General features: G+C 64.5%; 29 protein-coding genes. 22 read left to right on the forward strand and 7 right to left on the reverse strand.

Translation table 11 applies throughout. The features are described 5' to 3' along the window. The first annotated feature begins 15 nt into the window (after positions 1 to 15). The 18 genes from ACEWE8_RS16535 to ACEWE8_RS16620 all read left to right on the forward strand — a co-directional run bounded on the left by ACEWE8_RS16535 (position 16) and on the right by ACEWE8_RS16620 (position 15,433). On the forward strand, positions 16 to 1,998 hold the full coding sequence (locus ACEWE8_RS16535) for a cytochrome D1 domain-containing protein (protein WP_046787669.1): 1,983 nt from the start codon (positions 16 to 18) through the stop codon (positions 1,996 to 1,998). Continuing rightward, entirely contained in the window at positions 1,995 to 2,651 is a 657-nt protein-coding gene (locus ACEWE8_RS16540; RefSeq protein ID WP_046787668.1) for an SCO family protein, read from the forward strand. The genes ACEWE8_RS16535 and ACEWE8_RS16540 overlap by 4 nt, the downstream gene beginning before the upstream one ends. Continuing rightward, positions 2,648 to 3,313 (forward strand): SCO family protein, encoded by a 666-nt coding sequence (locus ACEWE8_RS16545; protein ID WP_046787667.1) that lies wholly within the window; start codon positions 2,648 to 2,650, stop codon positions 3,311 to 3,313. The genes ACEWE8_RS16540 and ACEWE8_RS16545 overlap by 4 nt, the downstream gene beginning before the upstream one ends. A gap of 110 nt (positions 3,314 to 3,423) precedes the next feature. Further along, complete coding sequence (locus ACEWE8_RS16550; protein ID WP_046787666.1) at positions 3,424 to 4,950, forward strand: ABC transporter substrate-binding protein; 1,527 nt, start codon at positions 3,424 to 3,426, stop codon at positions 4,948 to 4,950. A gap of 12 nt (positions 4,951 to 4,962) precedes the next feature. Then, positions 4,963 to 5,604: a SurA N-terminal domain-containing protein gene (locus ACEWE8_RS16555; protein ID WP_046787665.1), complete on the forward strand. Its 642-nt coding sequence runs from the start codon at positions 4,963 to 4,965 to the stop codon at positions 5,602 to 5,604. Between the two features lie 237 nt (positions 5,605 to 5,841). Then, complete coding sequence (locus ACEWE8_RS16560) at positions 5,842 to 6,375, forward strand: response regulator (protein ID WP_042111969.1); 534 nt, start codon at positions 5,842 to 5,844, stop codon at positions 6,373 to 6,375. Between the two features lie 57 nt (positions 6,376 to 6,432). Further along, positions 6,433 to 8,142, forward strand: coding sequence for a GspE/PulE family protein (locus ACEWE8_RS16565; protein WP_080952182.1), 1,710 nt, complete (start codon positions 6,433 to 6,435; stop codon positions 8,140 to 8,142). Next, positions 8,123 to 8,917 carry a hypothetical protein gene (locus ACEWE8_RS16570; protein ID WP_046787663.1) on the forward strand — a complete coding sequence of 265 codons (795 nt, stop codon included), beginning with the start codon at positions 8,123 to 8,125 and terminating at the stop codon, positions 8,915 to 8,917. Before ACEWE8_RS16565 ends, ACEWE8_RS16570 begins: the two co-directional genes overlap by 20 nt. A gap of 1 nt (position 8,918) precedes the next feature. Beyond that, complete coding sequence (locus tag ACEWE8_RS16575; protein WP_012314325.1) at positions 8,919 to 9,461, forward strand: PilN domain-containing protein; 543 nt, start codon at positions 8,919 to 8,921, stop codon at positions 9,459 to 9,461. Continuing rightward, complete coding sequence (gene pilO / locus ACEWE8_RS16580) at positions 9,448 to 10,011, forward strand: type 4a pilus biogenesis protein PilO (protein WP_046787662.1); 564 nt, start codon at positions 9,448 to 9,450, stop codon at positions 10,009 to 10,011. The genes ACEWE8_RS16575 and pilO overlap by 14 nt, the downstream gene beginning before the upstream one ends. After that, a complete protein-coding gene (locus tag ACEWE8_RS16585) occupies positions 10,011 to 10,508 on the forward strand; it encodes a hypothetical protein (protein WP_367903874.1) in 498 nt (165 codons plus the stop codon). The genes pilO and ACEWE8_RS16585 overlap by 1 nt, the downstream gene beginning before the upstream one ends. After that, the gene (locus ACEWE8_RS16590; protein WP_046787660.1) at positions 10,505 to 12,382 is read left to right on the forward strand and encodes a secretin N-terminal domain-containing protein; all 1,878 of its coding nucleotides are present in this window, start codon (positions 10,505 to 10,507) and stop codon (positions 12,380 to 12,382) included. The genes ACEWE8_RS16585 and ACEWE8_RS16590 overlap by 4 nt, the downstream gene beginning before the upstream one ends. Next, positions 12,379 to 12,852, forward strand: coding sequence for a type II secretion system protein (locus tag ACEWE8_RS16595; protein WP_039601768.1), 474 nt, complete (start codon positions 12,379 to 12,381; stop codon positions 12,850 to 12,852). Before ACEWE8_RS16590 ends, ACEWE8_RS16595 begins: the two co-directional genes overlap by 4 nt. A 5-nt stretch (positions 12,853 to 12,857) precedes the next feature. Next, positions 12,858 to 13,232 carry a type II secretion system protein gene (locus tag ACEWE8_RS16600; RefSeq protein ID WP_039601767.1) on the forward strand — a complete coding sequence of 125 codons (375 nt, stop codon included), beginning with the start codon at positions 12,858 to 12,860 and terminating at the stop codon, positions 13,230 to 13,232. Then, positions 13,207 to 13,734, forward strand: a complete 528-nt coding sequence (locus ACEWE8_RS16605) for a type II secretion system protein (RefSeq protein ID WP_046787659.1) — start codon at positions 13,207 to 13,209, stop codon at positions 13,732 to 13,734. The genes ACEWE8_RS16600 and ACEWE8_RS16605 overlap by 26 nt, the downstream gene beginning before the upstream one ends. Next, entirely contained in the window at positions 13,731 to 14,138 is a 408-nt protein-coding gene (gene csgE, locus ACEWE8_RS16610) for a curli production assembly/transport protein CsgE (RefSeq protein WP_046787658.1), read from the forward strand. The genes ACEWE8_RS16605 and csgE overlap by 4 nt, the downstream gene beginning before the upstream one ends. Next, on the forward strand, positions 14,135 to 14,548 hold the full coding sequence (locus ACEWE8_RS16615) for a curli assembly protein CsgF (protein WP_012314333.1): 414 nt from the start codon (positions 14,135 to 14,137) through the stop codon (positions 14,546 to 14,548). Before csgE ends, ACEWE8_RS16615 begins: the two co-directional genes overlap by 4 nt. A gap of 33 nt (positions 14,549 to 14,581) precedes the next feature. After that, positions 14,582 to 15,433 carry a CsgG/HfaB family protein gene (locus ACEWE8_RS16620; protein WP_046787657.1) on the forward strand — a complete coding sequence of 284 codons (852 nt, stop codon included), beginning with the start codon at positions 14,582 to 14,584 and terminating at the stop codon, positions 15,431 to 15,433. A gap of 93 nt (positions 15,434 to 15,526) precedes the next feature. On the opposite strand, the gene ACEWE8_RS16625 is transcribed toward ACEWE8_RS16620, so the two are convergent. The 3 genes from ACEWE8_RS16625 to ACEWE8_RS16635 form a co-directional block, all read right to left on the reverse strand. Further along, entirely contained in the window at positions 15,527 to 16,249 is a 723-nt protein-coding gene (locus ACEWE8_RS16625; RefSeq protein ID WP_052750484.1) for a hypothetical protein, read from the reverse strand. A 113-nt stretch (positions 16,250 to 16,362) separates the two neighbouring features. Further along, positions 16,363 to 17,007, reverse strand: coding sequence for a DNA oxidative demethylase AlkB (alkB, locus tag ACEWE8_RS16630; protein ID WP_046787656.1), 645 nt, complete (start codon positions 17,005 to 17,007; stop codon positions 16,363 to 16,365). Between the two features lie 41 nt (positions 17,008 to 17,048). Further along, complete coding sequence (locus ACEWE8_RS16635) at positions 17,049 to 17,402, reverse strand: cupin (protein ID WP_046787655.1); 354 nt, start codon at positions 17,400 to 17,402, stop codon at positions 17,049 to 17,051. 117 nt (positions 17,403 to 17,519) lie between these two features. Here ACEWE8_RS16635 and ACEWE8_RS16640 point away from each other — a divergent pair, with 117 nt between their 5' ends. Both ACEWE8_RS16640 and ACEWE8_RS16645 read left to right on the forward strand, forming a co-directional pair. Next, complete coding sequence (locus ACEWE8_RS16640; protein WP_046787654.1) at positions 17,520 to 18,419, forward strand: LysR family transcriptional regulator; 900 nt, start codon at positions 17,520 to 17,522, stop codon at positions 18,417 to 18,419. 113 nt (positions 18,420 to 18,532) lie between these two features. Beyond that, positions 18,533 to 19,738 (forward strand): MFS transporter, encoded by a 1,206-nt coding sequence (locus tag ACEWE8_RS16645; RefSeq protein ID WP_395589329.1) that lies wholly within the window; start codon positions 18,533 to 18,535, stop codon positions 19,736 to 19,738. 5 nt (positions 19,739 to 19,743) lie between these two features. Here ACEWE8_RS16645 and ACEWE8_RS16650 read toward each other — a convergent pair whose 3' ends face one another. Further along, positions 19,744 to 20,355: a LysE family translocator gene (locus ACEWE8_RS16650; RefSeq protein WP_046787652.1), complete on the reverse strand. Its 612-nt coding sequence runs from the start codon at positions 20,353 to 20,355 to the stop codon at positions 19,744 to 19,746. Between the two features lie 106 nt (positions 20,356 to 20,461). Between ACEWE8_RS16650 and ACEWE8_RS16655 the strand changes: the two genes are divergently transcribed. Continuing rightward, positions 20,462 to 21,457: a GlxA family transcriptional regulator gene (locus tag ACEWE8_RS16655; protein ID WP_046787651.1), complete on the forward strand. Its 996-nt coding sequence runs from the start codon at positions 20,462 to 20,464 to the stop codon at positions 21,455 to 21,457. On the opposite strand, the gene ACEWE8_RS16660 is transcribed toward ACEWE8_RS16655, so the two are convergent. The 3 genes from ACEWE8_RS16660 to ACEWE8_RS16670 form a co-directional block, all read right to left on the reverse strand. Further along, the gene (locus ACEWE8_RS16660; RefSeq protein ID WP_046787650.1) at positions 21,424 to 22,275 is read right to left on the reverse strand and encodes a CAP domain-containing protein; all 852 of its coding nucleotides are present in this window, start codon (positions 22,273 to 22,275) and stop codon (positions 21,424 to 21,426) included. The two genes, ACEWE8_RS16655 and ACEWE8_RS16660, sit on opposite strands and share 34 nt — an antisense overlap. Positions 22,276 to 22,529: 254 nt before the next feature. Then, positions 22,530 to 23,141, reverse strand: a complete 612-nt coding sequence (locus ACEWE8_RS16665; protein WP_046787649.1) for a cell wall hydrolase — start codon at positions 23,139 to 23,141, stop codon at positions 22,530 to 22,532. 48 nt (positions 23,142 to 23,189) lie between these two features. Beyond that, positions 23,190 to 24,107, reverse strand: coding sequence for an AEC family transporter (locus ACEWE8_RS16670; protein ID WP_046787648.1), 918 nt, complete (start codon positions 24,105 to 24,107; stop codon positions 23,190 to 23,192). Between the two features lie 206 nt (positions 24,108 to 24,313). Here ACEWE8_RS16670 and sodC point away from each other — a divergent pair, with 206 nt between their 5' ends. After that, positions 24,314 to 24,829, forward strand: coding sequence for a superoxide dismutase family protein (gene sodC / locus ACEWE8_RS16675; RefSeq protein WP_046787647.1), 516 nt, complete (start codon positions 24,314 to 24,316; stop codon positions 24,827 to 24,829). Positions 24,830 to 24,835 lie beyond the last annotated feature (6 nt).

The raw sequence follows: 24,835 nt of genomic DNA on the forward strand, positions 1-24,835 counted from the left end.
AAGGGGCGCACCAATATGCATAACAGGAAAATCCGCCCCGCCGTGCTGGGGGTATTGCTGGGCACGGCGTTGATCGGCCTGGGCGTGGCCTACGAGGAGCTCTGGTGCGACCCGCGCGAGCTGCTGCAGGAGCCTGCCGACCCGCAGGCGCTGCACCGGCTCAGCCGGGATGGGGTGACCGTGGAGTTCGAAGCCCGGCCCCTGGCCGGCAGCGAGCTGCGCGAAGGCGCCTTCGCCAATATCCGCTTCAAGGTCACCGACCAGAACAGCGGCCAACCGCTGTCGGGGATGGCGCCAGGGGCGTGGATCGACCCGGCGCAGTCGGCCCCACTGGAAAGCAGCCGCGACCAGAGCTGCAAGGCCCGGGTGGCGCTGTTTCTCAAGAGCAGCATCGGTGCCAGGCCGCTGCTGGACCTGAACAGCTACTTCCTGTTGGTGCTGAACAAGGATGCCAGCCTGACCGTGATCGACCCGACAGTCTCGGTGGGCGGTGTTACCAGCACCCTGGCACGCATCGATTTGCCGGGTCGGCCCATGGATTGGGTGGCTAGCGGCGATGACAAGCAGGTATTCGTGTCAATTCCCGAACGCGGCGAGGTCGCGGTGATCGACACCGAAACCTTTACCCGCGTGGCCACCTTGGAGGCCGGCGAGATGCCGCTGCGCGTGGCCCTGCAGCCGGACCAGCGCCGGTTGTGGGTCGGCAACAACAGCGACGACCCGGCCAAGGGCGGGGTGACGGTGATCGATGTGCATAGCCGCACCACGCTCAAGAGCTTCGCCACCGGCTCCGGGCACCACGAAATCGCCTTCAGCGCCGATTCGCGCTACGCCTACGTCAGCAACCGCGACGGCGGCACCCTGAGCATCATCGACATCCCCGAGATGCGCCTGGTGAAAACCCTCGAAGTTGGCCCGCATCCGTTGGCAGTGGCCTACTCGGCGCTGTCCCAGGCGGTGTACGTGAGCGATGGTTCAGAAGGCACGGTGCGTGTGTACGATGCCCGCAGCCATCAGTTGCGCCATACCGTCCAGGCCGAGCAGGGCCTGGGGCCGATGCGCTTCAGCAGCGATGGCCGTTACGGCATCGTCCTCAACACCCTGGAAAACCAGGCCCTTGTGATCGATGCCAGTACCGACAGGTTGATCCACCGCATCCCGGTGGCGGCCGAGCCGTACCAACTGACGTTCACCAAAGGTTATGCCTACGTGCGCGGCCTGGCGTCTTCGAAGGTCAGCATGATCAACCTGAGCAGCCTGGGCGAAGGCCGCCAGCCGATCATCCAGGGCTTCGATGCCGGCCCCGCCGCGCCGCGCCAGGCCGGGGACCTGCCATTGGCCCAGGGGTTGTCGGTGTCACGGGATGACAACTCGGTATTCGTGGTCAATCCGGTGGACAACACCACGTACTTCTATACCGAAGGCATGAATGCCCCGATGTCGGGTTACAACAACCGCGGCCACCAGGCCCGCGCCGCCATCGTCATCGACCGCAGCCTGCGCGAACTGGCCCCGGGGGTGTATGGCTCGACGGTGAAGATGCCGGCGTCAGGCAAGTTCGACGTGGCGTTCCTGCTCAACCAGCCGCAAATCATCCACTGTTTCAGCACCGACGTGGCTGCCGCCCCGGATGCGGTCAAGCGCAAGGGCGCGCATGCCGAGTTCATCGGCCTGGACCAGCCCTTGCCACAGCACCGCGCCATCACCGCCAAAGTGCGCATCCTCGGTGACGACGGCCGCCCGCGCCTTGGCCTGGACGACCTGACCCTGCGCTACTTCCTGGCGCCGTCATCGATGCCGCGCAACCTGCGCCTGGAAGAGGTGGGCGAGGGTATTTACCAGGCTGCACTGATGCTGCCTGAAGCCGGCGCGTGGTACCTGCATGTGCAGTCGCCGTCGCTGGGGCACAAGTTCGCCGAAGAAAACTACACCAGCCTGCGTGTCCTGCCGGCTGCAGCGTCTACTGCTTCCCAGACTGAAGTGAGGAATGTGCAATGAACGCCAGACATTCTTGCAAGCTGCTCGCACTTTCCATGGCCATGGCCAGCCATCTCGCTATGGCCCACGCGGGCCATGACCACAGTGGGCATGCTCCACAGCCGCCAGCGGCACATCAGGAGAAAGCCAGTGTGCGCTTTGCCGATGTTTCACTGCTCGACCAGGATGGCATGCCAGTGCGCCTGGAAAAGGACCTGGTCGGCGATCATCTGGTGGTGATGGGCTTCATATACACCAGTTGCACCACGGTATGCCCGGTAGTGTCTTCGATCATGGGCAAGGTCCAGCAGCAACTCGGTGGCCGGGTAGGCGAGGAAATCCGCCTGGTGTCGATCAGCGTGGACCCGCAGCGTGACGACTCCAAACGCTTGCAGAGTTACGCCAAGGCGTTCCAGCACGGCCCTGGCTGGAGCTGGCTGACCGGCTCGCCCTATGCCATCACCGAGACCCTCAAAGGCCTGGGCAGCTTCAGTGCCGACCTCAGCCAGCACCCCCCGATGATCATGGTGGGTGACGGGCACAGCGGCCACTGGACGCGTTATTACGGCTTCACCGACCCGGCCGTGCTGATCGACGAAATCAACCGCCTCAGCGCCCGTCGGGTGCATGCCAAGAGTACGGCCATCGCCGAACACCAGGAGGTGCAACCATGAGCAGCCAAGCGTCCTGTCGCGTCGGCATGCGCAGCTTCGACTGGCTGGCCCTGGCCGGTTGCCTGTGGATCTTCGCGTCGGTCGCCATGGCCCACGAAGGCCATGCACCGAGCGCTCCCAGCCCGCAGCCTTCGCCCCCGGTGATGGCCAGTGGCGAAGGCACCCGCGATGCGCACACCTGGTTCACCGACACCGTGCTCCAGGACCAGAATGGCCGCGCGCTGCGCTTTTACAGTGATGTGCTCAAAGACAAGGTGGTGATGCTCAACGTCATCTTTACCCACTGCACCGATGCCTGCCCGCTGATCACCCGCAAGCTGCGTGAGGTGCGCGAGGCCATGGGCCCGGAGCTGGCCAGCCAGGTGACCTTCGTGTCCATCAGCAGCGATCCGCTCAACGACACCCCGGCAGCGCTCAAGGCCTTTGCTGAAAAACAGGGGGTGGACAGCGCCAACTGGCTGTTCCTGACCGGCGACAAGGCCAGCGTCGATCTGGTGCTGGGGCGTATCGGCCAGTTCCTGCCCAGCCCCGAGCAGCACTCGACCCAGCTGATAGCCGGTGACGTGGCGGGCAAGCGCTGGAGCAAGATCCGCCCCGATGCACCGCCAGCGGCCATTGCCCAGCGCATGCAGTTGCTGACCCAGCCGTTGGCCGGACGGTAAATGCACTCACAGGATCTGCGCAGCCGCGCAGAACATAGTGGCAGCACTGACAGGATCTGCGCAGCGGCGCAGAACACAGTGGGAGCCGGCTTGCCGGCGATGAGGCCAGAATGAACACAGCGAGATTACTTTGCTTGGCGCTGGGCCTGACCTGCTGCGCTCAGGCGCTTGCCCTTGACCTCACCGCCCACGAGCAAGCCGGTAAACGCCTGTACCGCGAAGGCCTATCCAGCAGCGACGCGCAATTGCTGGCCCGCGTAGGTGCCAGCGACATGCGCGTGCCCGCCAGCGTGTTGCCCTGCGCCAGTTGCCACGGCAATGATGGCCGTGGCCGCGCCGAAGGCGGGGTGCGCCCGCCCAGCCTCGACTGGCAGCGCCTGGCCCAGGGCCAGGGCGCACGCCAGAGCAACGGCCGCAGCTACCCGGCGTACACCGACAACAGCCTGGCCCGCGCCATCCAGCACGGCCTGGACCCGGCCGGCAACCGCCTGGACCCGGCCATGCCTCGCTTTGAACTGACCCTGGCCGACCAGCGCAACCTCACCGCCTACCTCAAACGCCTGGCTGATGAGCGCGACCCTGGCGTGGAAGAAGGGGTGCTACGCCTGGGTACCCTGTTGCCCGCCAGCGGGCCGTTGGCCGAGGCCGGGCAGGTGGTGCGCGCGGTGCTCGAGGACGGGGTGACCCAGCTCAATCAGCAGGGCGGCGTTCATGGCCGGCGCCTGGAACTGGTGGTGATCGACCCCGGCAGCGACCTGGCCAGTGCCGAGCATGCGTTGCAGCAGTTGCTCGAGCAGCAGCGGGTATTTGCGCTGATCAGCCCGCTGGCACCGATGCTCGACCCGCGCCTGGCCCTGCTGCTCGAACAGCATGGCGTGCCACTGGTTGGCAGTACACCGCGCGGTGGCGGCAGTGCGCAGATATTCGACCCCATGCCAGGTATCGCCACGCAATTGCTGAGCCTGGCCGTGCATGCCCGCGATACCTTGGGCCTGGCGCCAGATGGCTTGCGTGTGGTGTATGCCGGCGATGACCAGGCAGTGCAAGCCGAACAGGTGCGCGAGCGCCTGCAGCAGCTGGGTTGGGCGCCAGCACCGGTCGAGGCCTTCAAAGGCCAGCCGGTGCAGGGGCAGGGCATTGTTTTTCTAGGCCGCGCCCAGGCCTTTGCCGAGCTGGCCACGGCGTTGCAGGCGGCAGGCCGTGCCCCCTATCTGTTCGCCACCTCCAGCCAGGTGGCCGGTGCCGTGGCCTCGCTACCGGCCCAGTGGTCGCAGCGGGTGTTCCTGGCCTATCCGTTCGTGCCCGCCGACTGGACCGAACAGGGCATGGCGACCTTGGCCGGCCTGCAGCAGCGTCAAGGCCTCGACACGCGTCAGGCCTCGCTGCAAGTCAACACCCTATGTGCCCTGCGCCTGCTTGGCGAAGCCCTCAAGCAGATCGGCCGTGACGCCAGCCGCGAGCGCCTGGTTGCGGCGCTGGAGGGCCTGCATGACGTCGATACCGGCCTGACCCCGCCGCTGGGCTTCGGGCCGGGCCAGCGCCAGGGCCTGGCCGGCGCCCATGTGGTCGCGGTGGCGCTGCCTGGGCCACGTTTTACAGCTGTCGTCCCGTATCGGCCTGTACCGGTCAGCCCTTGAGTGGAGGTTGCCATGCGTATTCTGTTGCTGTGCCTGCTGTTGCTGGTCGCCAAGGCGGGCTGGGCCGATAGCCCGGCGGCGCGGGTCAATGGTGTGGACATCGGGCTGCTGCGCCTGGAGCGCTATTTCAGCGAGTATCTGCAGGCACAGGGGCGGGCGGTGACCAGTATCCGCAACCCTGCGCTGTACAAACGTCTGCGCAGCCAGGCCCTGGACGAACTGATCGACAAGGAGTTGCTGTGGCAAGAAGCCCAGCGCCGCGGCATCGCCATCAGTGATGAACAGGTGTCGGCGCAGCTAGGTGAAGTCGAGGCGGCATTCGCAAGCCCAGCGCTGTTTGAAAGACGGCTTGCACAGGCAGGGTTCGACCGCGCAGCATACGCTGACTACCTGCACCGGGAGCTGGCAGCGCAACAGGTGTATGCCCAGCTCAGCGCGGTAGCCGAACCCACCCAGGCCGAGGTGGAAGCGTTTTATCAGGCCAACCAACAGAGACTGCAAGGAGCGCAGAACCAAAGTGATAATTCTTCGGTCATACGCGAACAGGGCCTGGTGCTGGCCAGGGCCTCGCTCATCAGCCAGTTGCAGGCACAGTCACGGCAAGCGGCGCGCCAACGTTTGCGCGAATCCGCTAAAGTGGAAATCGCTGACTGAAGCCTGCGATGGCGTTTCCCCAAAGCTGGGGAATAACGGCTTGGCAAAGTGCCATCAGGTGCCCCGGATGTGGGGCAGCGGGCCTGAGCCTGTTCGTAGGGCTATCAAAGGTGCCAGCAAAATCAATAACTTGACGTGGTGCAACATGACTATTCATGCCTGGCACGAAGCCTGCTCAAGCCTTACCAAGGCCGCACTTCGCAGACCGGGTAACCGGGCAGTTCTTGGGAGTCGACCTTGGTGAACAGAGTATTGGTAGTCGATGACGAACAGACCCTTGCGCAAAACCTGCAAGCGTACCTGCAGGCGCAAGGCCTGGAAGTCCATGTTGCCCACGACGGTGCCAGTGGTATCGGCCTGGCTGAGTGCCTGGCACCGGATGTGATCGTGCTGGATTACCGCTTGCCCGATATGGAGGGTTTTCAGGTCCTGGAGACCGTGCGCAAGAACAGGCAGTGCCACTTCGTGCTGATCACCGCCCACCCGACCGCCGAGGTCCGTGAGCGAGCCGCCGAACTTGGCGTGACCCATGTCCTGTTCAAGCCGTTCCCGCTGTCGGAACTGGCGCGCCCGATCTTCGACCTGATGGGCATCGAGCGCCGGCGCAGGGCCACGGACAACCCGGCAGAAGGGTTCGTCGAACGACGCCAGAACAGGAACGAATCGTTCCCCTTGCAGTTGTACGATGGTAGCTGGGTACTGGCCGACCGCCGCCGTAATGGCGCCAAGCCCCCTGGACCCGACGACGACCAACTGCTCACTGGGGAATAGCGGCGCCCGCAGCCCTCACCGAGCCTGCGACGCGCCCCCTGAGCGGAGTCGCAGGCCATGTCAGATGTATTCGACCACAGCGTTTCGGCCTCATCGCCGGTACAGGCTCCGCCAGCCTCAAGCTACCCCCGCGATCTCATGGCCCAGGCCCGCCTGCAAGCCAGCGGCGAGCGCCTGCTCAACTGCCTCGAACGCCTCGCCTGCGACACCCCCGACACCTTCATCCGCCGCCTGGGCAGCACCCTGCATTACCCGGTACTGGACAGCCAGAGCCTGTTGGCCAGCACCCCTCGTTTCGACAAGATCAGCCTGGCCCAATGCCTGAAGCGCGAGTTCGTGCTGATAGAGCAGGGCGGTGAACTGCGGGGTGTGTTCGCCGACCCCTTCGACCACGCCCGCCTGGCCTGGATCGACGATGTGCTGCAAGGCGCGCCTTTGTACCTGGCCCACGCCGCCGACCTTGCCACCTTCCTGGCCCGCCACGAAGAAAGCTTTCACGCCGTCGATGCCCTCGATCACGACGCCGAAGCCAGCAGCGAAAGCGACCCGCTGCAACGGCTGTCGCTGACCAGCATCAGCGAAGACCAGAGCAAGGTGGTCAAGCTGGTCAACTCAACCCTTTACGACGCCCTCAAGCAGCATGCCAGCGATATCCACCTGGGCATGACCGGCCAGGGCCTGACCATCAAATACCGCATCGACGGCGTGCTCAACGCGGCCGGCAAGGCCAGTGGCAGCGCCTTCGCCGACCAGGTGATTTCGCGCATCAAGGTCATGGCCGAGCTGGACATCGGTGAAAAGCGCGTGCCTCAGGACGGCCGCTTCAAGGTTGCCGTAGGCGAGCGCCAGATCGACTTCCGGGTGTCGATCATGCCCAGCATCTTCGGTGAAGACGCCGTGCTGCGGGTGCTCGACAAACAGGACCTGTCCGACCGTGTCAGCGGCGTGCAGCTGCAGGCCCTGGGCTTTGCCGATGAAACCCTGCGTGCCCTGCGCCGCCTGGCCGCCGAGCCCTACGGCATGATCCTGGTCACCGGCCCCACCGGCAGCGGCAAGACCACCACGCTGTACGCCATGATCAGCGAGATCAACCACGGTGTGGACAAGATCATCACCATCGAAGACCCGGTCGAGTACCAGTTGCCCGGCGTGCTGCAGATCCCGGTCAACGAGAAGAAGGGTTTGACCTTCGCCCGTGGCCTGCGCTCGATCCTGCGCCACGACCCGGACAAGATCCTGGTCGGCGAAATCCGCGACCCCGACACCGCGCAGATCGCCGTGCAGTCGGCACTTACCGGCCACCTGGTGTTCACCACCATCCACGCCAACAACGTCTTCGACGTGATCGGCCGCTTCAGCCAGATGCAGGTCGACCCCTACAGCTTCGTCTCCGCCCTCAACGCTGTGCTGGCCCAACGCCTGATCCGCCTGGCCTGCCCGCATTGCTGCACGCCGTGCGAGGCCGATGACGAAACCCTGGCCGCCTCCGGCCTTACCCGTGACGCCGTGCAGGGCTGGACGTTCGTCCGCGCCCAGGGCTGTGGCCAGTGCCGCGGCAGTGGCTACCGCGGCCGCAGCGCCATCGCCGAACTGCTGCACCTGGATGACGACCTGCGGCAGATGATCGTCGAACGTCGCCCGCTGGCGCAGATCAAGGCGCTGGCCTGCCAGCGCGGCCTGCGTCTGCTGCGCGCATCCGCCCTGGACCTGGTCCGCGAGGGCCGTACCACGCTTGAGGAGATCAACCGTGTCACATTCATTGCGTGATCATGCCTCTACCCGTTACTGCGCCGTGCTCGGCGCCGAAGGCGTCGGCCTGGGCCGCTGGCACGGCAACCAGCACCAATGGCTGGGCAGCCGCGCCTTCACCGGTGACGCCGGGCAACCGGCCTGGGATGCGGCCCTGCAGGCGCTAGCCGCGCTGCTGGGCGAGCATGCCGTGCGCGGTGGCCAGTGCCAGGTGCTGCTGTCGGCGCGCTACAGCCGGTTCTGCCTGGTGCCTTGGAGCGCTGCCATCAGCCATCCACGCGAGCTTGAGGCCTACGCCCGGGCCTGCTTCGAGAACCTCTATGCCCAGCCGCTCGACGACTGGCGCATCGCCCTTTCGCCAGAGCCGGCCGGCGCTGCGCGTATCGCCACAGCGCTGCCTGAGGCACTGCTGCAGGGGCTGCAGGCACTGGCCCGGGAAAATCGCTTGCGCCTGCGTTCGGTGCAGCCGTACTTGATGGCTGCCTACAACCGCTGCTCATCGCAGCTGCAGGCGGGCGATTTCCTGTTTGTCCTCGCCGAGCCACGGCGCAGCGTGCTGCTGCTGGCCGCCGGTGGCGCCTGGCAGCAGGTGCTGACGCAGGGTTGCGCCGACAGCGACCAAGCCCTGCAGGCGCTGATCGAACGGACCTGCGAGCTGTATGGCGAGCACATGCCGCAGGTCTACCTGCATGCCCCGGGCCGGGGCGACGTGCCGCAACTGGCGGCGGTGCAGCTGTGCCAGCCGGCCAGCGAAGCCGACCCGCTGTGCGCCATGTGGCGGGCGGTGGCCTGACATGCGCCGCCTCGACCTGGAATTCCAGCCCCGGCGCAGCAGCCCGCTGGCCTGGTCGCTGCTGGCCCTGGGCGGCGCGGTGGTGGCCGTGCTGGTACTGCTGCAACAGCACCTGCAAGCCGAGCAGGTTCACCTTGAGGCCCGGCTGCACAGCCTGGAGCTGCAACTGGGCCGCCGCCCTGCCACGGTCGCCCCGCAGAACAGCGCCGCCAGCCGCGAGCAGGCCGAACGCCTGGCGCAGATGCGCAGCGTTTCCCAGCAACTGCAACGGCCCTGGCAGCAACTGTTCGCCATGCTTGAAGCGCAACCCCAGGAAGACGTGGCCCTGCTCAGCCTGACGCCCGATGCCCGCAAGGGCCAGGTGCGCATTGCCGCCGAGGCCCGCAACCTGGAAGCGATGCTGCAGTACCACCACCGCCTGGAACAGAGCACCGAGCTCAGCGATGTATCGCTGCTCAACCATGAGGTGGTGGCGGGCCAACCCGAGCACCCGGTGCGCTTCACCCTTACCGCCACCTGGGAGACCGGCCATGCGCGCCCCTGACTCGATAAACAGCCTGATCCTTCAGGAGCAGTTGCGCCGTATCGGCCCGGTCGGCCTGGCCGGCGCCGCAATGGCCGTCCTGGCAGTCGCTGTAGCGCTGGCCGGGGTGCTGCCGCAGTGGCAGGCCCTGCGCGAGCTGCGCGCCAGCGAGGCCGATGCCAGCGCCCAGGTCGAGCGGGTCAGGCGCGGCGAACTTAAAGTCGCCGTCAAGCCTGAACAGCAAGCGCTGGACAGCCTGCGCCAGCAACTGCCAGGGCAACCTGAAGCCAGCGAGCTGATCGAGCGCCTGTACCACCTGGCCAGCGCCCAACGAATCAGCCTGGCCCGTGGTGAGTACGCCCTGGGTGTCGACCCCAAGACCCAGCTGGCGCGTTACCAGATCGTCCTGCCGGTACGTGGCAGCTATCCGCAGATCCGCGGCTTTGTGCGCGGCCTGCTGGGCCAGTTGCCGACCCTGGTGCTGGAAGACCTGGAGCTGCAGCGCAAGCGCATTGGCGACAGTGAACTCAATGGCCGCCTGCGCATGACCCTTTACCTGTCGAGGTCGTGATGAACACTCAGCGTGCAGTGGTGTGGGCGGGGTTTCTGGGGCTTGCCGGGGCGTTGGCCTGGGCGCCTGGGCACTGGTTCGGCGAGGGCAGCGAGGAGGCCCTGATCGCCGGCAAGCCGGCGCCCACACAAGCGGTTTCTGAGAGTGCCGGCGTACCGGTGATGAAGCCAGAACAGGCCACGCGCGACCTGTTCCCCCGCCAGCAATGGACCAAACCCAAGGCCCTGGCCACGGTCACCGAACAACCTGTGGTCGCCACCTCGGTGGTAGCCGCTGCCCCCGCAGCCCCGGCGCTGCCTTTCCAGTTCGTCGGCCGCCTGGGCGATCGCGATGACCTGCAGGTCTTCCTGCGCAGCGGCGAAAAACTCTACGTCGTGCGCCAGGGCGACGTGATTGACGACACCTACCGCCTCGATCGGGTTTCGGCCAATGAGCTGGGCCTGGTCTACCTGCCTTTGCACCAGTCACAGACGCTGTCTGTCGGGAGCGCACCATGAAGCCATCGAAGTTGTGCAAGCCTGCTCCGTTCATGCTGCTGGCGCTCTGCGTGGCCATTGCCGGCTGCGGTTCGAGCGCGGTGCGCAAAGACAGCCAGGCGCTGATGAAAGAAGGCCAGTACGAGGCCGGTATCGCTCGCCTGGAAGAGGCGCTGCGCGACGACCCGCGTGACACCGACCTGAACATTGCCCTGGCCCAAGGCCGCCAGCACGCGGTCGAGGCGCTGCTTGGCCAGGCCGACAGCGACCGCATCCGCCACGACTTCGCCGGCGCGCGCCTTGGTTATGGCCGCGTGCTCACCCTGGAACCGAACAACCGCCGCGCGCATGAGGGCATCCGCCAGCTGGAACTGATGCGCACCCTCGATGACCGTGTTGCGCTGGGCCAGGCTGCGCTGCGCCAGGGCGACCTGTTCGGTGCCGAGCGTTACATGCGTGAGGTGCTGCGCCTGGACCCGCAAAACCAGAAGGGCATCATGCTGCGCAGCGATATCGAGAACGTCCAGGCCCGCACGGCGCAGCCCTTCCCGCAACTGCGCAGCAAGCTGGAACGCCCGGTGACCCTGGAGTTTCGCGATGCCGAGCTCAAGGTCATTTTCGAAGTGCTGTCCCAGGTGGCCGGCATCAACTTCATTTTCGACAAGGACCTGCGCCCGGACATGAAGGCCACCATCTTCGTACGCGAGGTGCGCATCGAGGATGCCATAGCCCTGTTGCTGGAACAGAACCAGCTGCGCCAGAAGATCGTCAACGACAACACCTTGCTGGTCTACCCCGACTCGCCGCAGAAGACCAAGGACTACCAGGAACTGGTCATGCGCACGTTCTACCTGACCAGCATCGATGCCAACACCGCACTGAACATGGTCAAGACCATGCTCAAGACCCGCGATGTATTCGTTGATGAGCGCCTCAATACCCTGACCATGCGCGACACCCCCGACGCCGTGCGCATGGCCGAGAAGCTGCTGCAGTCGCAGGACCAGTCCAACCCTGAAGTGGTGCTGGAAGTGGAGGTGATGGAGGTGGCCCGCTCGCGCATCCTCGACCTTGGCCTGCAATGGCCCAATACCTTCGGGGTGCTGAGCGATGAGGGCAACCCGGTCAGCGTGCTGGACCAGTTGCGCGGCATCAACTCCGGGCGTATCAGCATCTCGCCGGCGCCCCAGGCCAAGATCAACGCCCAGGACAAGGACATCAACACCCTCGCCAGCCCGGTGATCCGCGTCAGCAACCGCGAGCAGGCGCGCATCCACATCGGCCAGCGTGTGCCGATCATCAGCGCCACCTCGGTACCTTCCACCCAAGGGCCGGTGATCACCGAAAGCGTCACCTACCTGGATGTCGGTCTGAAGCTTGAAGTGCAGCCTACCGTGCACCTGAACAACGAGGTGGCGATCAAGGTGGCGCTCGAGGTCAGCAACGCCACCCCGCTGGAGCCGACCCGCCAGGGCACCATCCCGGTCCAGGTCGACACCCGCAACGCCCAGACCAGCCTGCGCCTGCACGACGGCGAAACCCAGGTGCTGGCGGGGCTGGTGCGCAACGACAAGACCTCCAGCGGCAACAAGATCCCGGGCCTGGGCGACATCCCTGGCCTGGGCCGGCTGTTCGGCAGCAACCGCGATGACATGAGCAAGTCTGAACTGGTACTGGCGATCACCCCGCGGATCGTACGCAACCTGCCTTACCAGAGCCCCTCGGACATGGAGTTCGCCACCGGTACCGAATCGAGCATGCAGGTGCGCCAACTGGCCCTGCCTTTGCCAGCCGGCACGCTGCCGGCCGATGAGCCGGGCCAGGCGCCTGGCGATGCACCGGTTGTCGACAGCCAGATGGCGGTGGTACCTGCCGGCAAGGGCCCACGGCCATGAAACGCCGCGTGCAAGGCTTCAGCCTGATCGAGGTGGTGCTGACCCTGGCATTGCTCGGGCTGCTCGCCAGCATGGCTGCACCGCTGACCGAAACCGTGGTGCGCCGCACCAAGGAGCAGCAATTGCGTCAGGCGCTGTACCAGATCCGCGATGCCATCGATGCCTACAAGCGGGCCTTTGACGCAGGTTTCATCGAAAAAGGCCTGGATGCCAGTGGCTACCCGCCAAACCTGCAGGTACTGGTCGACGGGGTGCGCGATGTACGCAGCGCCAAGGGCAACAAGTTCTACTTCCTGCGGCGCATCCCGCACGACCCGCTGGTGGCGGCAAAAGACGATGACGGCGGTGGCTGGGGCTTGCGCGCCTATGACAGCGGGCCGGACAACCCGCGTGACGGCGAAGACGTTTACGACGTGTACTCCAAGGCCCGCGGCAAAGGCCTCAACAACATCCCCTACGGGCAATGGTGACGGCCATGAAACGCAGCCGAGGTTTCACCCTGATCGAACTGCTGGTGGTGATGGCGATCATCGCCACGCTGATGACCATTGCCATGCCACGTTACTTCAACAGCCTGGAAAGCTCCCGTGAGGCTGCCCTGCGCCAGAGCCTGGCGGTGCTGCGTGAGGCGCTGGACCACTACTACGGCGACACCGGCCGCTACCCCGACTCGCTGGAACAACTGGTCGAGCAGCGCTACCTGCGCAACACCCCGATCGACCCGATTACCGAACGCGGTGATGCCTGGCAACTGGTGCCGCCGCCAGAAGGGGTGGCCGGTGGCGTGGCCGACATCAAGAGCGGTGCGACAGGGAGGGCACGTGATGGCAGCCACTTCGCACAATGGTAAGGCCTGCAACGGCTTCACCTACCTGGGTGTATTGCTGCTGATCGCAGCCAGCAGCGTGGCCCTGGCGTCCAGCGGCACGCTGTGGTCCAGCGCGGCGCAGCGCGAAAAGGAGCGTCAGTTGCTGTGGGTGGGTGGCCAGTATGCCCAGGCACTGCGCAGCTATTACCGCGCTTCGCCAGGCCTGGCGCAGTACCCGCAGGCGCTGGCCGACCTGCTGGAGGACAACCGTTTTCCCGAGCCGAAACGGCACATTCGCCGGTTGTACCCGGACCCGGTCACCGGCAGTGATGAATGGGGGCTGTTGCGTTCGATCGACGGGCGCATCACCGGGGTGCACAGCCGCTCCGACGCTACCCCGTTCAAACGCAGCGGCTTCGACACGCAGTGGTCCGGCTTCGAAGGCCTCGAGCACTACAGCGACTGGCAGTTCGTCGCCGAGCAGGCCTTCAACGAAAGCGCCAGTGGCGCACAGACCCACAGCAGCCCGGGGGACGCGCCATGAAACGCCTGAACGTGTTTTGCCTGAGCCTTGGCCTGCTGCTGGCCGCCGGGGTATCCGATGTGGCGCAGGCCGATGCCGAAGACGAGATGAAGGGCTTTATCGTCGACAACACCATCTCGCACATCGGTCACGACTTTTACTACTACTTTGCCGACCGCCTGCGTGCCACCAGCCGCCTGGATTTCAACCTGGTGGTGCGAGAACGCCCGGATGCCCGCTGGGGCAGCCTGATCACGGTGGAGTTCGAGCGCGACGTGTTGTACCGCCGCTTTCTGCCACCCAACGTCACCCAACTGAAAGAAGAGGCCGTTGCGGCCGCCGACCTGGTCAAGCAGGAGGTGATTCAACGCAAGCTGCAACGCCTGCTGCAAGACACCACTGATCTGGAGAGGGACGAGCTATGAACACGCGTATACCCCACTGCATCGCCGCCTGTCTCGTGGCCTGCGCCGTTACCGCCCAGGCCACGGAGCTGGTGTACACCCCGGTCAACCCGGCGTTCGGTGGCAACCCGCTCAACGGCACCTGGTTGCTGAACAACGCCCAAGCGCAGAACGACTATGACGACCCCGACCTCAAGGACCGCACCTCCGCCTTTGGCGGTACCTCGGCCCTGGAACGCTTCAGCAACCAGCTGGAATCGCGGATGTTGTCGCAGTTGCTGGACAACATCAGCAATGGCCAGACCGGCAGCATGGCCACCGATGCCTTCCTGATCGATGTGATCGATGACTCCGGTGCCCTGAGCATCAAGGTCACCGACCGCGTCACAGGAGAAATTTCGATCATTGAGGTCAGCGGCCTGAACCCCTGAGAGGGACGGGTTGTTATCTGGGGAGAGAACACCATGAAACGTCTGCTGAGCACTTTGCTGATCCTCGCCGCCCTGCAAGGCCTCCAAGGTTGCGGCCTGCGCGAACCGATGTCGGCCGAACAGGACTCGGAAAGCCCGACCCTGACTCCGCGCGCGTCGACTTACTACGACCTGATCAACATGCCACGGCCCAAGGGCCGGCTGATGGCGGTGGTGTATGGCTTCCGCGACCAGACCGGGCAGTACAAGCCGACCCCGGCCAGCTCGTTTTCCACCAGTGTCACCCAAGGGGCGGCGAGCATGCTGATGGATGCCCTCAATGCCAGCGGCTGGTTCGTGGTGCTGGAGCGTGAAGGCCTGCAGAACCTGTTGACCGAACGCAAGATCATCCGCGCCTCGCAGAAAAAGGCCGACGTACCGGAGAACATCCAGACCGAGCTGCCGCCACTGCAAGCGGCCAACCTGATGCTCGAAGGCGGCATCATCGCCTACGACACCAATGTGCGCAGCGGCGGGGAAGGGGCACGCTACCTGGGCATCGACATCTCCCGCGAGTACCGGGTCGATCAGGTCACGGTCAACCTGCGGGCGGTGGACGTGCGCACCGGGCAGGTACTGGCTAACGTGATGACCAGCAAGACCATCTACTCGGTGGGGCGTAGCGCCGGGGTGTTCAAGTTCATCGAGTTCAAGAAGCTGCTCGAAGCAGAAGTGGGCTACACCACCAACGAACCCGCGCAGTTGTGCGTGCTGTCGGCTATCGAGTCGGCGGTAGGGCATTTGCTGGCACAGGGGATCGAGCGGCGGTTGTGGCAGGTGGCGGGGGATGCAGGGGATGGCAAGGCTGGGGTGGACAAGTACCTGAGCCAGTCTCAGGCGCAATGACCATGAAGACGACATCGCCCCTCACAGGTACAGAGGCGTCCGAGCGCGCGCTGTACCTCGAGGTTGGCATCCTTGTCCGGGTAAAAACTGCCGTCAGGACACAGGCTTGGTACCAGCCGGAATCCATGTTTTCTGCGCTTCACAACGGACGCCGATCTGCAGGTTGTTTTCTTCCCTATACGGGTTCCCTTTATCGTCGATCAGGTAGAACACCTCATGCAGGTACTGTTTGCCCTGCTCGTCCCGGTAACATCTGAACGCAGTGTTCTCAGGGAAGGCCTCGCGAATCTTCGAGAACTCGGTAGCGCTGCCTACCATCGCGTCGAATGCTTGATTGTCAAAACTGACTACTTTTCTCAAGTCGACAAAGTCCTGAAAATACGCCTGCATCTCCTTGCCTGAGCAGGTGCCGTGTTTTTGCCATTCGTGCGCGAACATGCCCTTGGGCTCGCGGGTAACGATGTCCCGCAGGGCTTTGTTGGCAAGCACCGCACTCATCTCATCGGCCCTCATTGCACAGGCTTCGCCGTTGGTGCAGTCAGGGGAATTGGTGCAGTACTGGGGGTGACGGTTGGTGAGGTGGCCGCTGCTTTCGCTGTAGGGCCAGATACCGTGGGTGAGAAAGCGTTGCGGTGCCTGGTCACAGCCAGGCGTTGAGGGCCGCATGATGCAGAACGTGGGTTGCCAAGTGACGGAGTAGACCAGGTACTTGGCGGGTGGCGCATCGACATAGGCCTCTTCATTGGCATCCAGCGCCATGACGCGGCTTGCCCCGAAGAGGGCCATCAGTAGCAGGAATGTGGTCATCAAGCGCATGGGTTCACTCCCTTGAACGAGACCGCTCTGGTAGTGGCGGCGTCAGCTCAATTAACCGGGAGCAGGAGGGCGCTCGTCTACTGGCAAAAATGTCGGGTGGCTATTTGACTGCATCACCCCGCCTTGCGCAACGTCAGGTTGATCCGCCGCTCGCCCATCCGCGGATGCACGCCAGGCTTGATCGGCAATACACCATGAAAGCGCAACCGGTCCTCACCTCCCCATACCAGCACATCGCCATGGCTCAACGCTATTCGCCGGGTCTTGTCCGAGCGCTGGAAACCACCCAGCAGGAACACCGCCGGCAACCCCAGAGATACCGACACGATCGGCTGGCCGAAGTCCGCTTCGTCGCGATCCTGGTGCAGGCTCAGGCGGGTACCGGGCAGATAGTGGTTGACCAGGCAGGCATCAGGTACGAACGCGTCGAAGCCTGCCGCGGCCGCAGCACGCCCGGCCAGGTCAAGCAGAGCTTCAGGCAGGGCTGGCCAAGGTTCGCCGTTGGCTGGGTCGGTCGGGCTGTATCGGTAGCCCTTGGCGTCGCTGACCCAACCCAGCGAACCGCAGTTGGTCAAAGCCACCGCCATGTGCAGCCCGCCAGGCGTACGCATGTGCCGGAAGGGGGCTGCGCGAAGCACAGGGCGCAGAGCGTCGAGCAGCCGCTCGACTTGCGCAAGGGCGAAGCCGGGCAACAGCACGGTGTGGCTGGCCAGCCGTTGTGGCTGGGGGCCGAACAGGTCGAGATCGGACTGGATCATGGTCGTGATGTCGAGGGATGTGTGTGGCCATTCTAACCCGCTCAGCAGGCAGGCCAGGGTTTTTCACTGCTATAGAACACGGCGAGCCACACGGTATGGGTGCCTTGTGCGGTCCATTCCACGCGATGGCGGCAATGGGCCGGGATGTCCAGGCAATCACCCGGCGCCAGCAGCCGTGTGTAGGCCTCATGCTCGAGGCGCAGGCCGGCACTGCCGCTCAGCAGCACGATCCATTCGCCTTCGGGCTGGTCGTACCAGAAGCCGGGAGGGCTGCACTGGCCGCTTGAAACAATGCGCTCGATACGCAGGCCCGGGCGTTGCAGGAGGTCATCGACCCGTTCCGGTGTGGCAGGGTCACACGGTGGGAGGGTGGTCAGCACGTTGGCAGGTGTCATAGCGCATCTCGCTGTATGGGAGGTATTTCACTATGGACTGGATCGAAAGGTCGCGCGCTTCTTGACCACCTATCTCGAATGTAGGACTTTTCTGAGACCAAATGCCAAAGGACTCATATGGACAAGCTTCTGGCGATGAGGATGTTCGCTGCCACCGTCGACGCTCGGGGCTTTTCCGCCGCAGCGCGCAAGCTCGGCGTGGCCACCTCGTCGGTGACGCGGCTGGTTGATGCTCTGGAGTCGGCACTGGGGGCCACTTTGCTCAACCGCTCCACGCGCCAGGTTACCCTTACAGAAGCAGGTGCCCGTTACTACGCCCGTGCACGTGAGATCTTCGAAGCGCTGGATGAAGCCGATGCCAGTGTCGCCGACCGTGGCGAGGAACCGGTGGGTGTGCTGCGCTTGTGCCTGCCGGTTGAGTTCGGCCGCCGGGTGATTGCGCCACACCTTGGGCAGTTTCTGGCGCGCCATCGTGCTCTGGAGCTGGACATCGACATGAGTGATCGGATCGATGACTTGCTTGGCGGTCGTTACGACGTGTCGATCCGGCTTGGCGACCCTGCGCCCAGTGAGGAACTGGTGTGCCGGCAACTGGGCCGCTTCGAGCGTTGGCTGGTGGCAAGCCCTGACTATCTGGCCGGTTGCCAGACCTTGCAGCACCCGGGTCAGTTGCTTGATCACGCCTGCCTGCGCTTTAGCTACGGGCAGATGGTGCGGCCTTGGCGCTTGCGGCTGGGCGATGAGGTGCTGGAGCTGGATGTCAGGGGCCCACTGCGCAGCGCCAACGCTGATCTGCTGCGCGAAGCTGCGCTGGCCGGCAGCGGTATCGCGCTGCTGGCTGACTGGATGGTCCGCGAGGATGTCGCGGCCGGGCGCTTGCGACGTCTGTTCGATACCTGGCAGATCAGCCCGGGCACCGCCAACGCCAGCATCAATGCCTTGTATCTCCCCAACCATCGTGGTTCGCGACGCGTGCAGGCATTCATCAGGTTCTGCGAAGGCCTGCTGGTGCCCTGAGAAATTTGCGTTGCGCAGAATGCAAAGCCCCGTTGCGTCAAGGCCGGGTTCTCTTGCCGGGGATGTACCGCTAATGTGCCCGGCATATTCCACCCAATGCCGAGGAACCTCGCATGAATCCCTCCCTTGCTGCTGCGCAGGCTGCAGCTCCAGCACTGAGTCGTGCCCTGATTACCCTGCTGGCGTTCTGTTGCGGCGCTATCGTCGCCAATATCTATTACGCCCAGCCTATTGTCGGGTTGATTGCTCCGGACCTTGGGCTGTCTGCAGAGCGAGCCAGCCTGATCGTTTCGTTGACCCAGTTGGGTTATGCGCTGGGTCTGCTGCTGGTACCGCTGGCCGATCTGGTTGAAAACCGTCGGCTCATGGTCTTCACTGCCGTGCTCGCTTGCGCAAGCCTGCTGTTGGCGGGTACCAGCAGCCATGGCCAAGGCCTGTTATTCCTGGGTTATGCGCTGTTGATCGGTTTCAGTTCGGTCGCCGTACAGATGCTCATTCCGCTGGCAGCGCACTTGGCACCGGAGCAGCAACGCGGGCGTGTGGTCGGCAATATCATGGGGGGCCTGTTGTTGGGCATCCTGCTGGCGCGGCCGCTGTCGAGCCTGGTGGCTGACCATTTCGGCTGGCGCATGGTGTTCATCGGTGCAGCGGGCCTGATGTTGGCGATCATCCTGCTGTTGGTGCTGACCCTGCCGCGTCGGGTGCCCGACCACAAGGCCAGCTACGCCGCACTGATGGTCTCGTTGATTGCATTGTTGCGACAGTACCCGGTGTTGCGCCAACGCTCGTTGTATCAAGCATTGATGTTCGGGGCGTTCAGCCTCTACTGGACGGCGGTGCCGCTGGTCCTGGCGCAAGAGCATGGCCTTTCGCAGAGCCAGATCGCGTTGTTTGCCCTGGTGGGTGCAGTCGGGGCCATCGCCGCGCCACTGGCCGGACGCCTGGCCGACGCCGGCCATGCCCGCGCCGCGTCACTGCTTGCCTTGGTGTTGGCGCCTGTGGCATTGCTGCTGGGGTTGACCGCACCGGGGTATAGCGTCATCGGCCTGGCAATGACAGGGGTACTGCTGGATTTTGCGGTGCAGATGAACATGGTCATCGGCCAGCGCGAGGTCTATGCGCTGGACCCGGCTAGCCGTGGGCGGCTCAACGCGCTGTACATGACGAGCATTTTCCTCGGTGGTGCATTGGGTTCGGCGGCGGCCAGCGCGGTGTTTTCCGACTATGGGTGGCAGGGTGTGGCAGTACTGGGGGCTTTGTTACCAGGCCTGGCGTTGGCGGCGTTCCTTCTGGTTGCGCGGCGCGAACCTGCCCGTTGAACCCGCTAGCGGCCGAACGGCAACGCCAATCCGATCAGCGCGAACAAGCCCCCGCAGCACCGATTGAAACCCTTGCCAGCTTTGGCCAGCCAAGGCCTGATACGGAACGCCAACCGGGCCAGCAGGTATTCGACCACGAACTCCACGCTGGCGAAGGTGGCGGCCATGATTACAAACTGCATGAGCAAGCCGCGCTGCGGGTCGATGAACTGCGGCAGGAATGCGCCATAGAACAGCAGCACCTTGGGGTTGGCCATGGCCGACAGCAGGCCCTGGCGGAACAGACCGGCATTGCTCAGCTTTGCGGGGCGCGTGTTCATTTCAAGGTGCAAGGCCGGGCTGCGCCAGAGCGTAATCCCCAACCACACCAGGTAGGCGCCACCTACCCACTTCAATACCGTCAGCAATGCCGCTGACGTTTGCAGCAGGGCCGTCAGGCCGAACATGGCCAGGGCGATCAGCGCGCTGAAGCCGAACACACCGCCAACGATGGTGAACAAGGTACGGTGAGCGCCATACAGCGCGCCATGGGTCAACGCCAGTAAGCTGTTCGGCCCTGGGGTCAGCGACAGGCCGATGCTTGCCAGCAGGTAAATGAGCCAGGTATCCAGAGCCATGCAACGCGCCTTTTTCGATCAGTGTTCAGGTGTCCAGTCTAAGCGACGGCGTGGCTGGGGCAGGGTATGATCTGGACATTCGAAGGTACTTTCTGGACATCCTCGCATGGCCCCCGATATTCGCCTGCTGATCCTGCCCTTGCCGGATTTCGCGTTGCTGCCCTTTGGCGCATTTCTGGACAAGCTGCGTTTCAGCGCCGACGACGAAGATTACAGCCGCCAGCGCTACTGCAGCTGGACACTCGGCGGGCTGACCGGGGAGCCTGTGGTTTCCAGCAGCGGCGCGGTGGTGCAAGTGGCGGCGATTACCGATTCGCTGGCGCTGGAGGGTTTCGATTACCTGGTGCTGTTCGGCAGCCGCAACGCGCAGGCAACTGCCGGGTTGGCTCCTCGCTACAAGAGCCTGCTCAAGCGCGCAGCCAGGGCTGGGGTGAAATTGGTCGGCGTCGACAACGCGGTTTTCCTGCTGGCGGCCTGTGGTTTGCTGGAGGCGCACAGGGTGGTTGTGCACTGGCGTCACGAAACCGAGTTCCGCGCATTGTTCCCGCACCTTCAGGTACTGCGCGAGCAGCTGTACTGCATCGATGGGGCCCGTATTACATGCGCCGGTGGCACGGCAGCCATCGACCTGGCGGTGGCGCTGCTGTCAGAGGCCTGTGGCCGCGCTCGCGCGCTCAAGGGGTTGGCCGACATGCTGGTGGATGAGACCCGTGACAGCCGCCATGCCCTGCGCTCGCTGGAGGCCGGCGCAGGGCAGGGGCGCCAGGTGGAGCGTGCGCTGGCGTTGATGCGCCACCATATGGGGGCGCGCCTGTCCATCGAGCGATTGGCGGCAGAGCTGGGGATCAGCCGGCGGCAACTGGACCGCCAGTTCCAGGCCAGCCACGGCATGAGCGCCAAGGCCTGGTGGCTGGAAATGCGCCTGCAACAGGCCCGCTGGCGGCTGTGCAACTCCAGCCATGGCCTGGCACAGATTGCCGAGGAAGTAGGGCTTGGAGATGCCAGTTACCTGGGCAGGCGCGTGCGACAGCGCTTTGGTTGCACGGCGCAGGCGCTGCGCAAGGCGGCTCATTGCGGCGTGCCGAACAACGCCGTCCAATAGATGCCCGCATCGCTCTTGGGGTCCACTGCATAGGCAGCCCCCATTTCGCGGAAGTCTGGGTTCATCAAGGTTGCGCAATGCCCAGGGCTGGCCAACCAGCCATCTACCACCTTTTGTGCCGAGTCACGGCCGGCTGCGATGTTCTCGCCAATCTGCTGGTACAGGTAGCCGGCCAGTTCGGCACGGTCACCCGGCGTGCGGCCGTCGCGGTCAATGTGGTCGAAGAAATTCTGGTTGGCCATGGCCCTTGTATGGTTGGCCGCCACCCCCGCCAGCGCGGTGCTCCAGCCAAGCGCGGGTGCTGCGGCAAAGGGTTGGCCGCCACATTGTCGTGGGGCCTTGCGCGCAGCGTTGATCGCCTGCAGCACATTTTGCCCCTCTGCCTGCCAGTCGCCCAGGCGCCCGCTGAGCAATGGGCGCGCCAGTACGATGCGCCAGTCGCGGCCTTCCTGGCTGACGCCAATGTCGACGAACTGCGGGTCGAGCACCACCTGGCAGAAGCTTTCCTGGATGGCATGCATCGCGGCGCGGGCGTCGCGCGGGCCGGACAGGCTGATCGCCTGTACGTTGACCATGGGGTAGGCCGCGCGGGTCATGGCCTGCTGCAGGTCGCGCGTACCTTCGGGCGACAGCGCCAGGCGGGTGTCGCTGTTGAGCGGCGGCAGCTCGAGCGATGCTCCATCGCCGCAGGGTTGGGCCTGGCTGCGGTAGGCATTGATCGAATCGATCAGTTGCGCCTCTTCGCCGTTGGCAGCCAGGCTCGAAGTCGAAACGGCCAGGCTTAACGACAAGGCGGCAACGGATGACAGGACGCGCATGTGGATCTCCCTGTGACTGGCAGCGTCTTGGTATGCGCTGCTCATCCTACACAAGCCCAAGGCTTTTGGCCCGGTGTCGTGCAAAGCAATGAAAACAAAACACCAGCAATGGCTTGCAGGCGACAAAAGAGGTGGTAGACCGCGGGTTGCCTGAAAAGTGCGATGCGTTGCCCATCATTGTCGGGGCTTGAGTTTGACTGCGCGCTGTGTGCAAACGTTCGCCGGTGTCAGGGGCTGCGCAACAGTCACCCGGCTCAGCGCGCCAACGCCGGGTTGGGTTTGTAGAACAGAAAGAGCCTTGTCTGGGCGGTCCTGCGGTAGGCTTTGGCCCAGTCGGGGCGCACTGTGCGGTCATGGAAGTAAAGCGCGCCGCCGGTGGTGTCTTTGAGCTGCTGGTTGAGCGCCTTGCGCGCGATCTCCTTGGCGATGTCGTAGCGCTGCGGCTCCTCGACCTGGTCGGAGCGCCCGTCACACCACCAGGAAAACTGGCAGGACTTGCTTTCAACCCCTTGCTTGACCACACCACAGATGGTGTTGGGGAAACCGTCCTTGCCAAGGCGGTTGAGCACCACGCTGGCCACAGCGCTCATGTCTTTTTCATCGGCACCTTTGGCTTCCCAGTAGATCGTGCGTGCCAGGCAGGTGATGCTGTCGTCCAGCGGCGCCTGGCCTGCGGGGTCGACTGCCTTGACTTCACTGGGCGTCAGGGTTTCGGCTTTTTTCGGTGCTGGCGCATCGTCGGCCACCTTCTCTTCAAGCACCTCGGCCTTTTCCTCGGCAACAGTGGCCTTGGCAGTGTCGGCGGCATTCAATGGGCCTGCGAGCAGGGCCGAGGTGAAGCCGATCACCATCCACGATAGGCGCATGGTCCAGGTTCCGAAGTGTTTGCTGATCCTCAGTCTAGCCAAGCGTTTTCAATTGAGCGAAAGCATTAACATCAAGGGTAGGGTCACCGCGGCGGCCACGGTCTGCAAGGCGATGATGGTCGCCATCAACGGTGCGTTGCCGCCCATTTGCCGCGCCATGACATAGGACGACGATGCTGTAGGCAATGCCTGGAACAGCACCGCCACCACCGCCGCCTGGCCGCTCAGGCCGAGCAGGCGGCACAGGCCCCAGGTGGTCAGCGGCATGACCAGGAACTTGAACGTCGAAGCCGCCAGCAGCGGGCGTACCTGTTGGCCGACGCTGGCGCCGCCCAGTGCTGCGCCGACACACAAAAGGCCCAAGGGCAGGGCGGCCTGGCCCAGCGCCTTGACTGTTGGCTCGATGCCGGCAGGGAGCCCCAACCCGGTGACGCGCAGCAGCAGCCCGCCAGCACACCCCACGATCAACGGGTTGGCGAAGATCGCCCGCAGCACGGTGACCGGGGAACTGTGGCGTGCACTGAAACGGGCGAACACCAGCACGCAAAGCAGGTTCACCAATGGCACGATGGCGGCGTTCGCCACCGCAGCCAGGGCAATGCCCGCACTGCCGTAGAGCCCGGCGGCCAGGGTGGCGCCAATATAGTTGTTGAACCGCACGCCACCCTGGAACACCGAGGTGAAGTCTGCGCCATCGTGGTTCACCGCACCTTGGTACAGCACCAGTAGCGCGGCGCCGAGCAAGGTAGAGAGCATCAGCACGCCGACCATGCCCAGCACCGGCACCCCGTCCAGGTTGGCGGTGGCCAGGCCATGAAGGAACAGCGATGGCAGCAGCACGTAGTAGCTCAGGCGCTCGGCACCAGGCCAGAAGGTTTCAGCCAGAAAACCGCGTACGCGCAAAAATGTGCCCAGGGCGATCAGCAGGATGATGGGAGCCAGCGTGGTCAGCAGGAGGTGGAGCATGGGCGGGGTCCGTGGCCGGGTAACGGCCACAGGTTAGCGCGGCTGGCGGGTTGGTAAAAACGCTTATTTGGGCTTTGCAGAATACGCTGACCGGTTCTGGTAGGAAGTATTTCATTCTGTGGCTGGATTGAATGCCTGCCAACCTGTGCAGTCCCACCTGTTATGTGGGTATGACACCCGCTCACCTCAAACCATGGAGATACATCATGAAAGCACTGGTATTCAGCGCCTTGCTGGCCTCGGCCGGCCTCGCCCAGGCTGCGCAGACCGTGGAACTGAAGCTGGCCGCCGCGGACGGCCCGGGCAAAGTGATCGGCACCGTCAGCATCGAGCAGAGCAAGTACGGCGCCGTGCTCACCCCGGACCTCAAAGACTTGCCACCGGGTGTGCACGGCTTCCACCTGCACCAGAAGCCTTCTTGCGCACCTGCCGAGGAAAATGGCAAACCTGTGCCTGCAGGTGCAGCGGGCGGCCATTGGGATCCGGACTCGACCAATGCACACAAGGGCCCTTACGACGATAGCGGCCACCGCGGCGACCTGCCGGCGCTGTATGTGGGCGCTGATGGCAAGGCCACCTACCCGGTACTGGCGCCACGCCTGAAGGCTTCGGACTTCAAAGGGCACGCGCTGATGGTGCATGCAGGGGGCGACAACCACAGTGACCACCCCGAGAAGCTCGGTGGCGGCGGTGCACGGGTCGCTTGCGGGGTGGTTCAGTAGGCTGCC

The organism is Pseudomonas sp. TR47 (genome assembly GCF_044143025.1).
GTDB lineage: Bacteria > Pseudomonadota > Gammaproteobacteria > Pseudomonadales > Pseudomonadaceae > Aquipseudomonas > Aquipseudomonas putida_E.

Bases quoted from the DNA above. Each gene is read 5' to 3' on its own strand.
- ACEWE8_RS16555 (WP_046787665.1), top strand. From the start codon at position 4,963: ATGCGTATTCTGTTGCTGTGCCTGCTGTTGCTGGTCGCCAAGGCGGGC.
- ACEWE8_RS16590 (WP_046787660.1), top strand. From the start codon at position 10,505: ATGAAGCCATCGAAGTTGTGCAAGCCTGCTCCGTTCATGCTGCTGGCG.
- csgE (WP_046787658.1), top strand. From the start codon at position 13,731: ATGAAACGCCTGAACGTGTTTTGCCTGAGCCTTGGCCTGCTGCTGGCC.
- ACEWE8_RS16635 (WP_046787655.1), bottom strand. From the start codon at position 17,402: ATGACACCTGCCAACGTGCTGACCACCCTCCCACCGTGTGACCCTGCC.
- ACEWE8_RS16670 (WP_046787648.1), bottom strand. From the start codon at position 24,107: ATGCTCCACCTCCTGCTGACCACGCTGGCTCCCATCATCCTGCTGATC.
- pilO (WP_046787662.1), top strand. From the start codon at position 9,448: ATGCGCGCCCCTGACTCGATAAACAGCCTGATCCTTCAGGAGCAGTTG.
- ACEWE8_RS16620 (WP_046787657.1), top strand. From the start codon at position 14,582: ATGAAACGTCTGCTGAGCACTTTGCTGATCCTCGCCGCCCTGCAAGGC.
- alkB (WP_046787656.1), bottom strand. From the start codon at position 17,007: ATGATCCAGTCCGATCTCGACCTGTTCGGCCCCCAGCCACAACGGCTG.
- ACEWE8_RS16625 (WP_052750484.1), bottom strand. From the start codon at position 16,249: ATGCGCTTGATGACCACATTCCTGCTACTGATGGCCCTCTTCGGGGCA.
- ACEWE8_RS16595 (WP_039601768.1), top strand. From the start codon at position 12,379: ATGAAACGCCGCGTGCAAGGCTTCAGCCTGATCGAGGTGGTGCTGACC.
- ACEWE8_RS16605 (WP_046787659.1), top strand. From the start codon at position 13,207: ATGGCAGCCACTTCGCACAATGGTAAGGCCTGCAACGGCTTCACCTAC.
- ACEWE8_RS16550 (WP_046787666.1), top strand. From the start codon at position 3,424: ATGAACACAGCGAGATTACTTTGCTTGGCGCTGGGCCTGACCTGCTGC.
- ACEWE8_RS16640 (WP_046787654.1), top strand. From the start codon at position 17,520: ATGGACAAGCTTCTGGCGATGAGGATGTTCGCTGCCACCGTCGACGCT.
- ACEWE8_RS16585 (WP_367903874.1), top strand. From the start codon at position 10,011: ATGAACACTCAGCGTGCAGTGGTGTGGGCGGGGTTTCTGGGGCTTGCC.
- ACEWE8_RS16535 (WP_046787669.1), top strand. From the start codon at position 16: ATGCATAACAGGAAAATCCGCCCCGCCGTGCTGGGGGTATTGCTGGGC.
- ACEWE8_RS16660 (WP_046787650.1), bottom strand. From the start codon at position 22,275: ATGCGCGTCCTGTCATCCGTTGCCGCCTTGTCGTTAAGCCTGGCCGTT.
- sodC (WP_046787647.1), top strand. From the start codon at position 24,314: ATGAAAGCACTGGTATTCAGCGCCTTGCTGGCCTCGGCCGGCCTCGCC.
- ACEWE8_RS16575 (WP_012314325.1), top strand. From the start codon at position 8,919: ATGCGCCGCCTCGACCTGGAATTCCAGCCCCGGCGCAGCAGCCCGCTG.
- ACEWE8_RS16655 (WP_046787651.1), top strand. From the start codon at position 20,462: ATGGCCCCCGATATTCGCCTGCTGATCCTGCCCTTGCCGGATTTCGCG.
- ACEWE8_RS16650 (WP_046787652.1), bottom strand. From the start codon at position 20,355: ATGGCTCTGGATACCTGGCTCATTTACCTGCTGGCAAGCATCGGCCTG.
- ACEWE8_RS16545 (WP_046787667.1), top strand. From the start codon at position 2,648: ATGAGCAGCCAAGCGTCCTGTCGCGTCGGCATGCGCAGCTTCGACTGG.
- ACEWE8_RS16645 (WP_395589329.1), top strand. From the start codon at position 18,533: ATGAATCCCTCCCTTGCTGCTGCGCAGGCTGCAGCTCCAGCACTGAGT.
- ACEWE8_RS16615 (WP_012314333.1), top strand. From the start codon at position 14,135: ATGAACACGCGTATACCCCACTGCATCGCCGCCTGTCTCGTGGCCTGC.
- ACEWE8_RS16665 (WP_046787649.1), bottom strand. From the start codon at position 23,141: ATGCGCCTATCGTGGATGGTGATCGGCTTCACCTCGGCCCTGCTCGCA.
- ACEWE8_RS16565 (WP_080952182.1), top strand. From the start codon at position 6,433: ATGTCAGATGTATTCGACCACAGCGTTTCGGCCTCATCGCCGGTACAG.
- ACEWE8_RS16540 (WP_046787668.1), top strand. From the start codon at position 1,995: ATGAACGCCAGACATTCTTGCAAGCTGCTCGCACTTTCCATGGCCATG.
- ACEWE8_RS16600 (WP_039601767.1), top strand. From the start codon at position 12,858: ATGAAACGCAGCCGAGGTTTCACCCTGATCGAACTGCTGGTGGTGATG.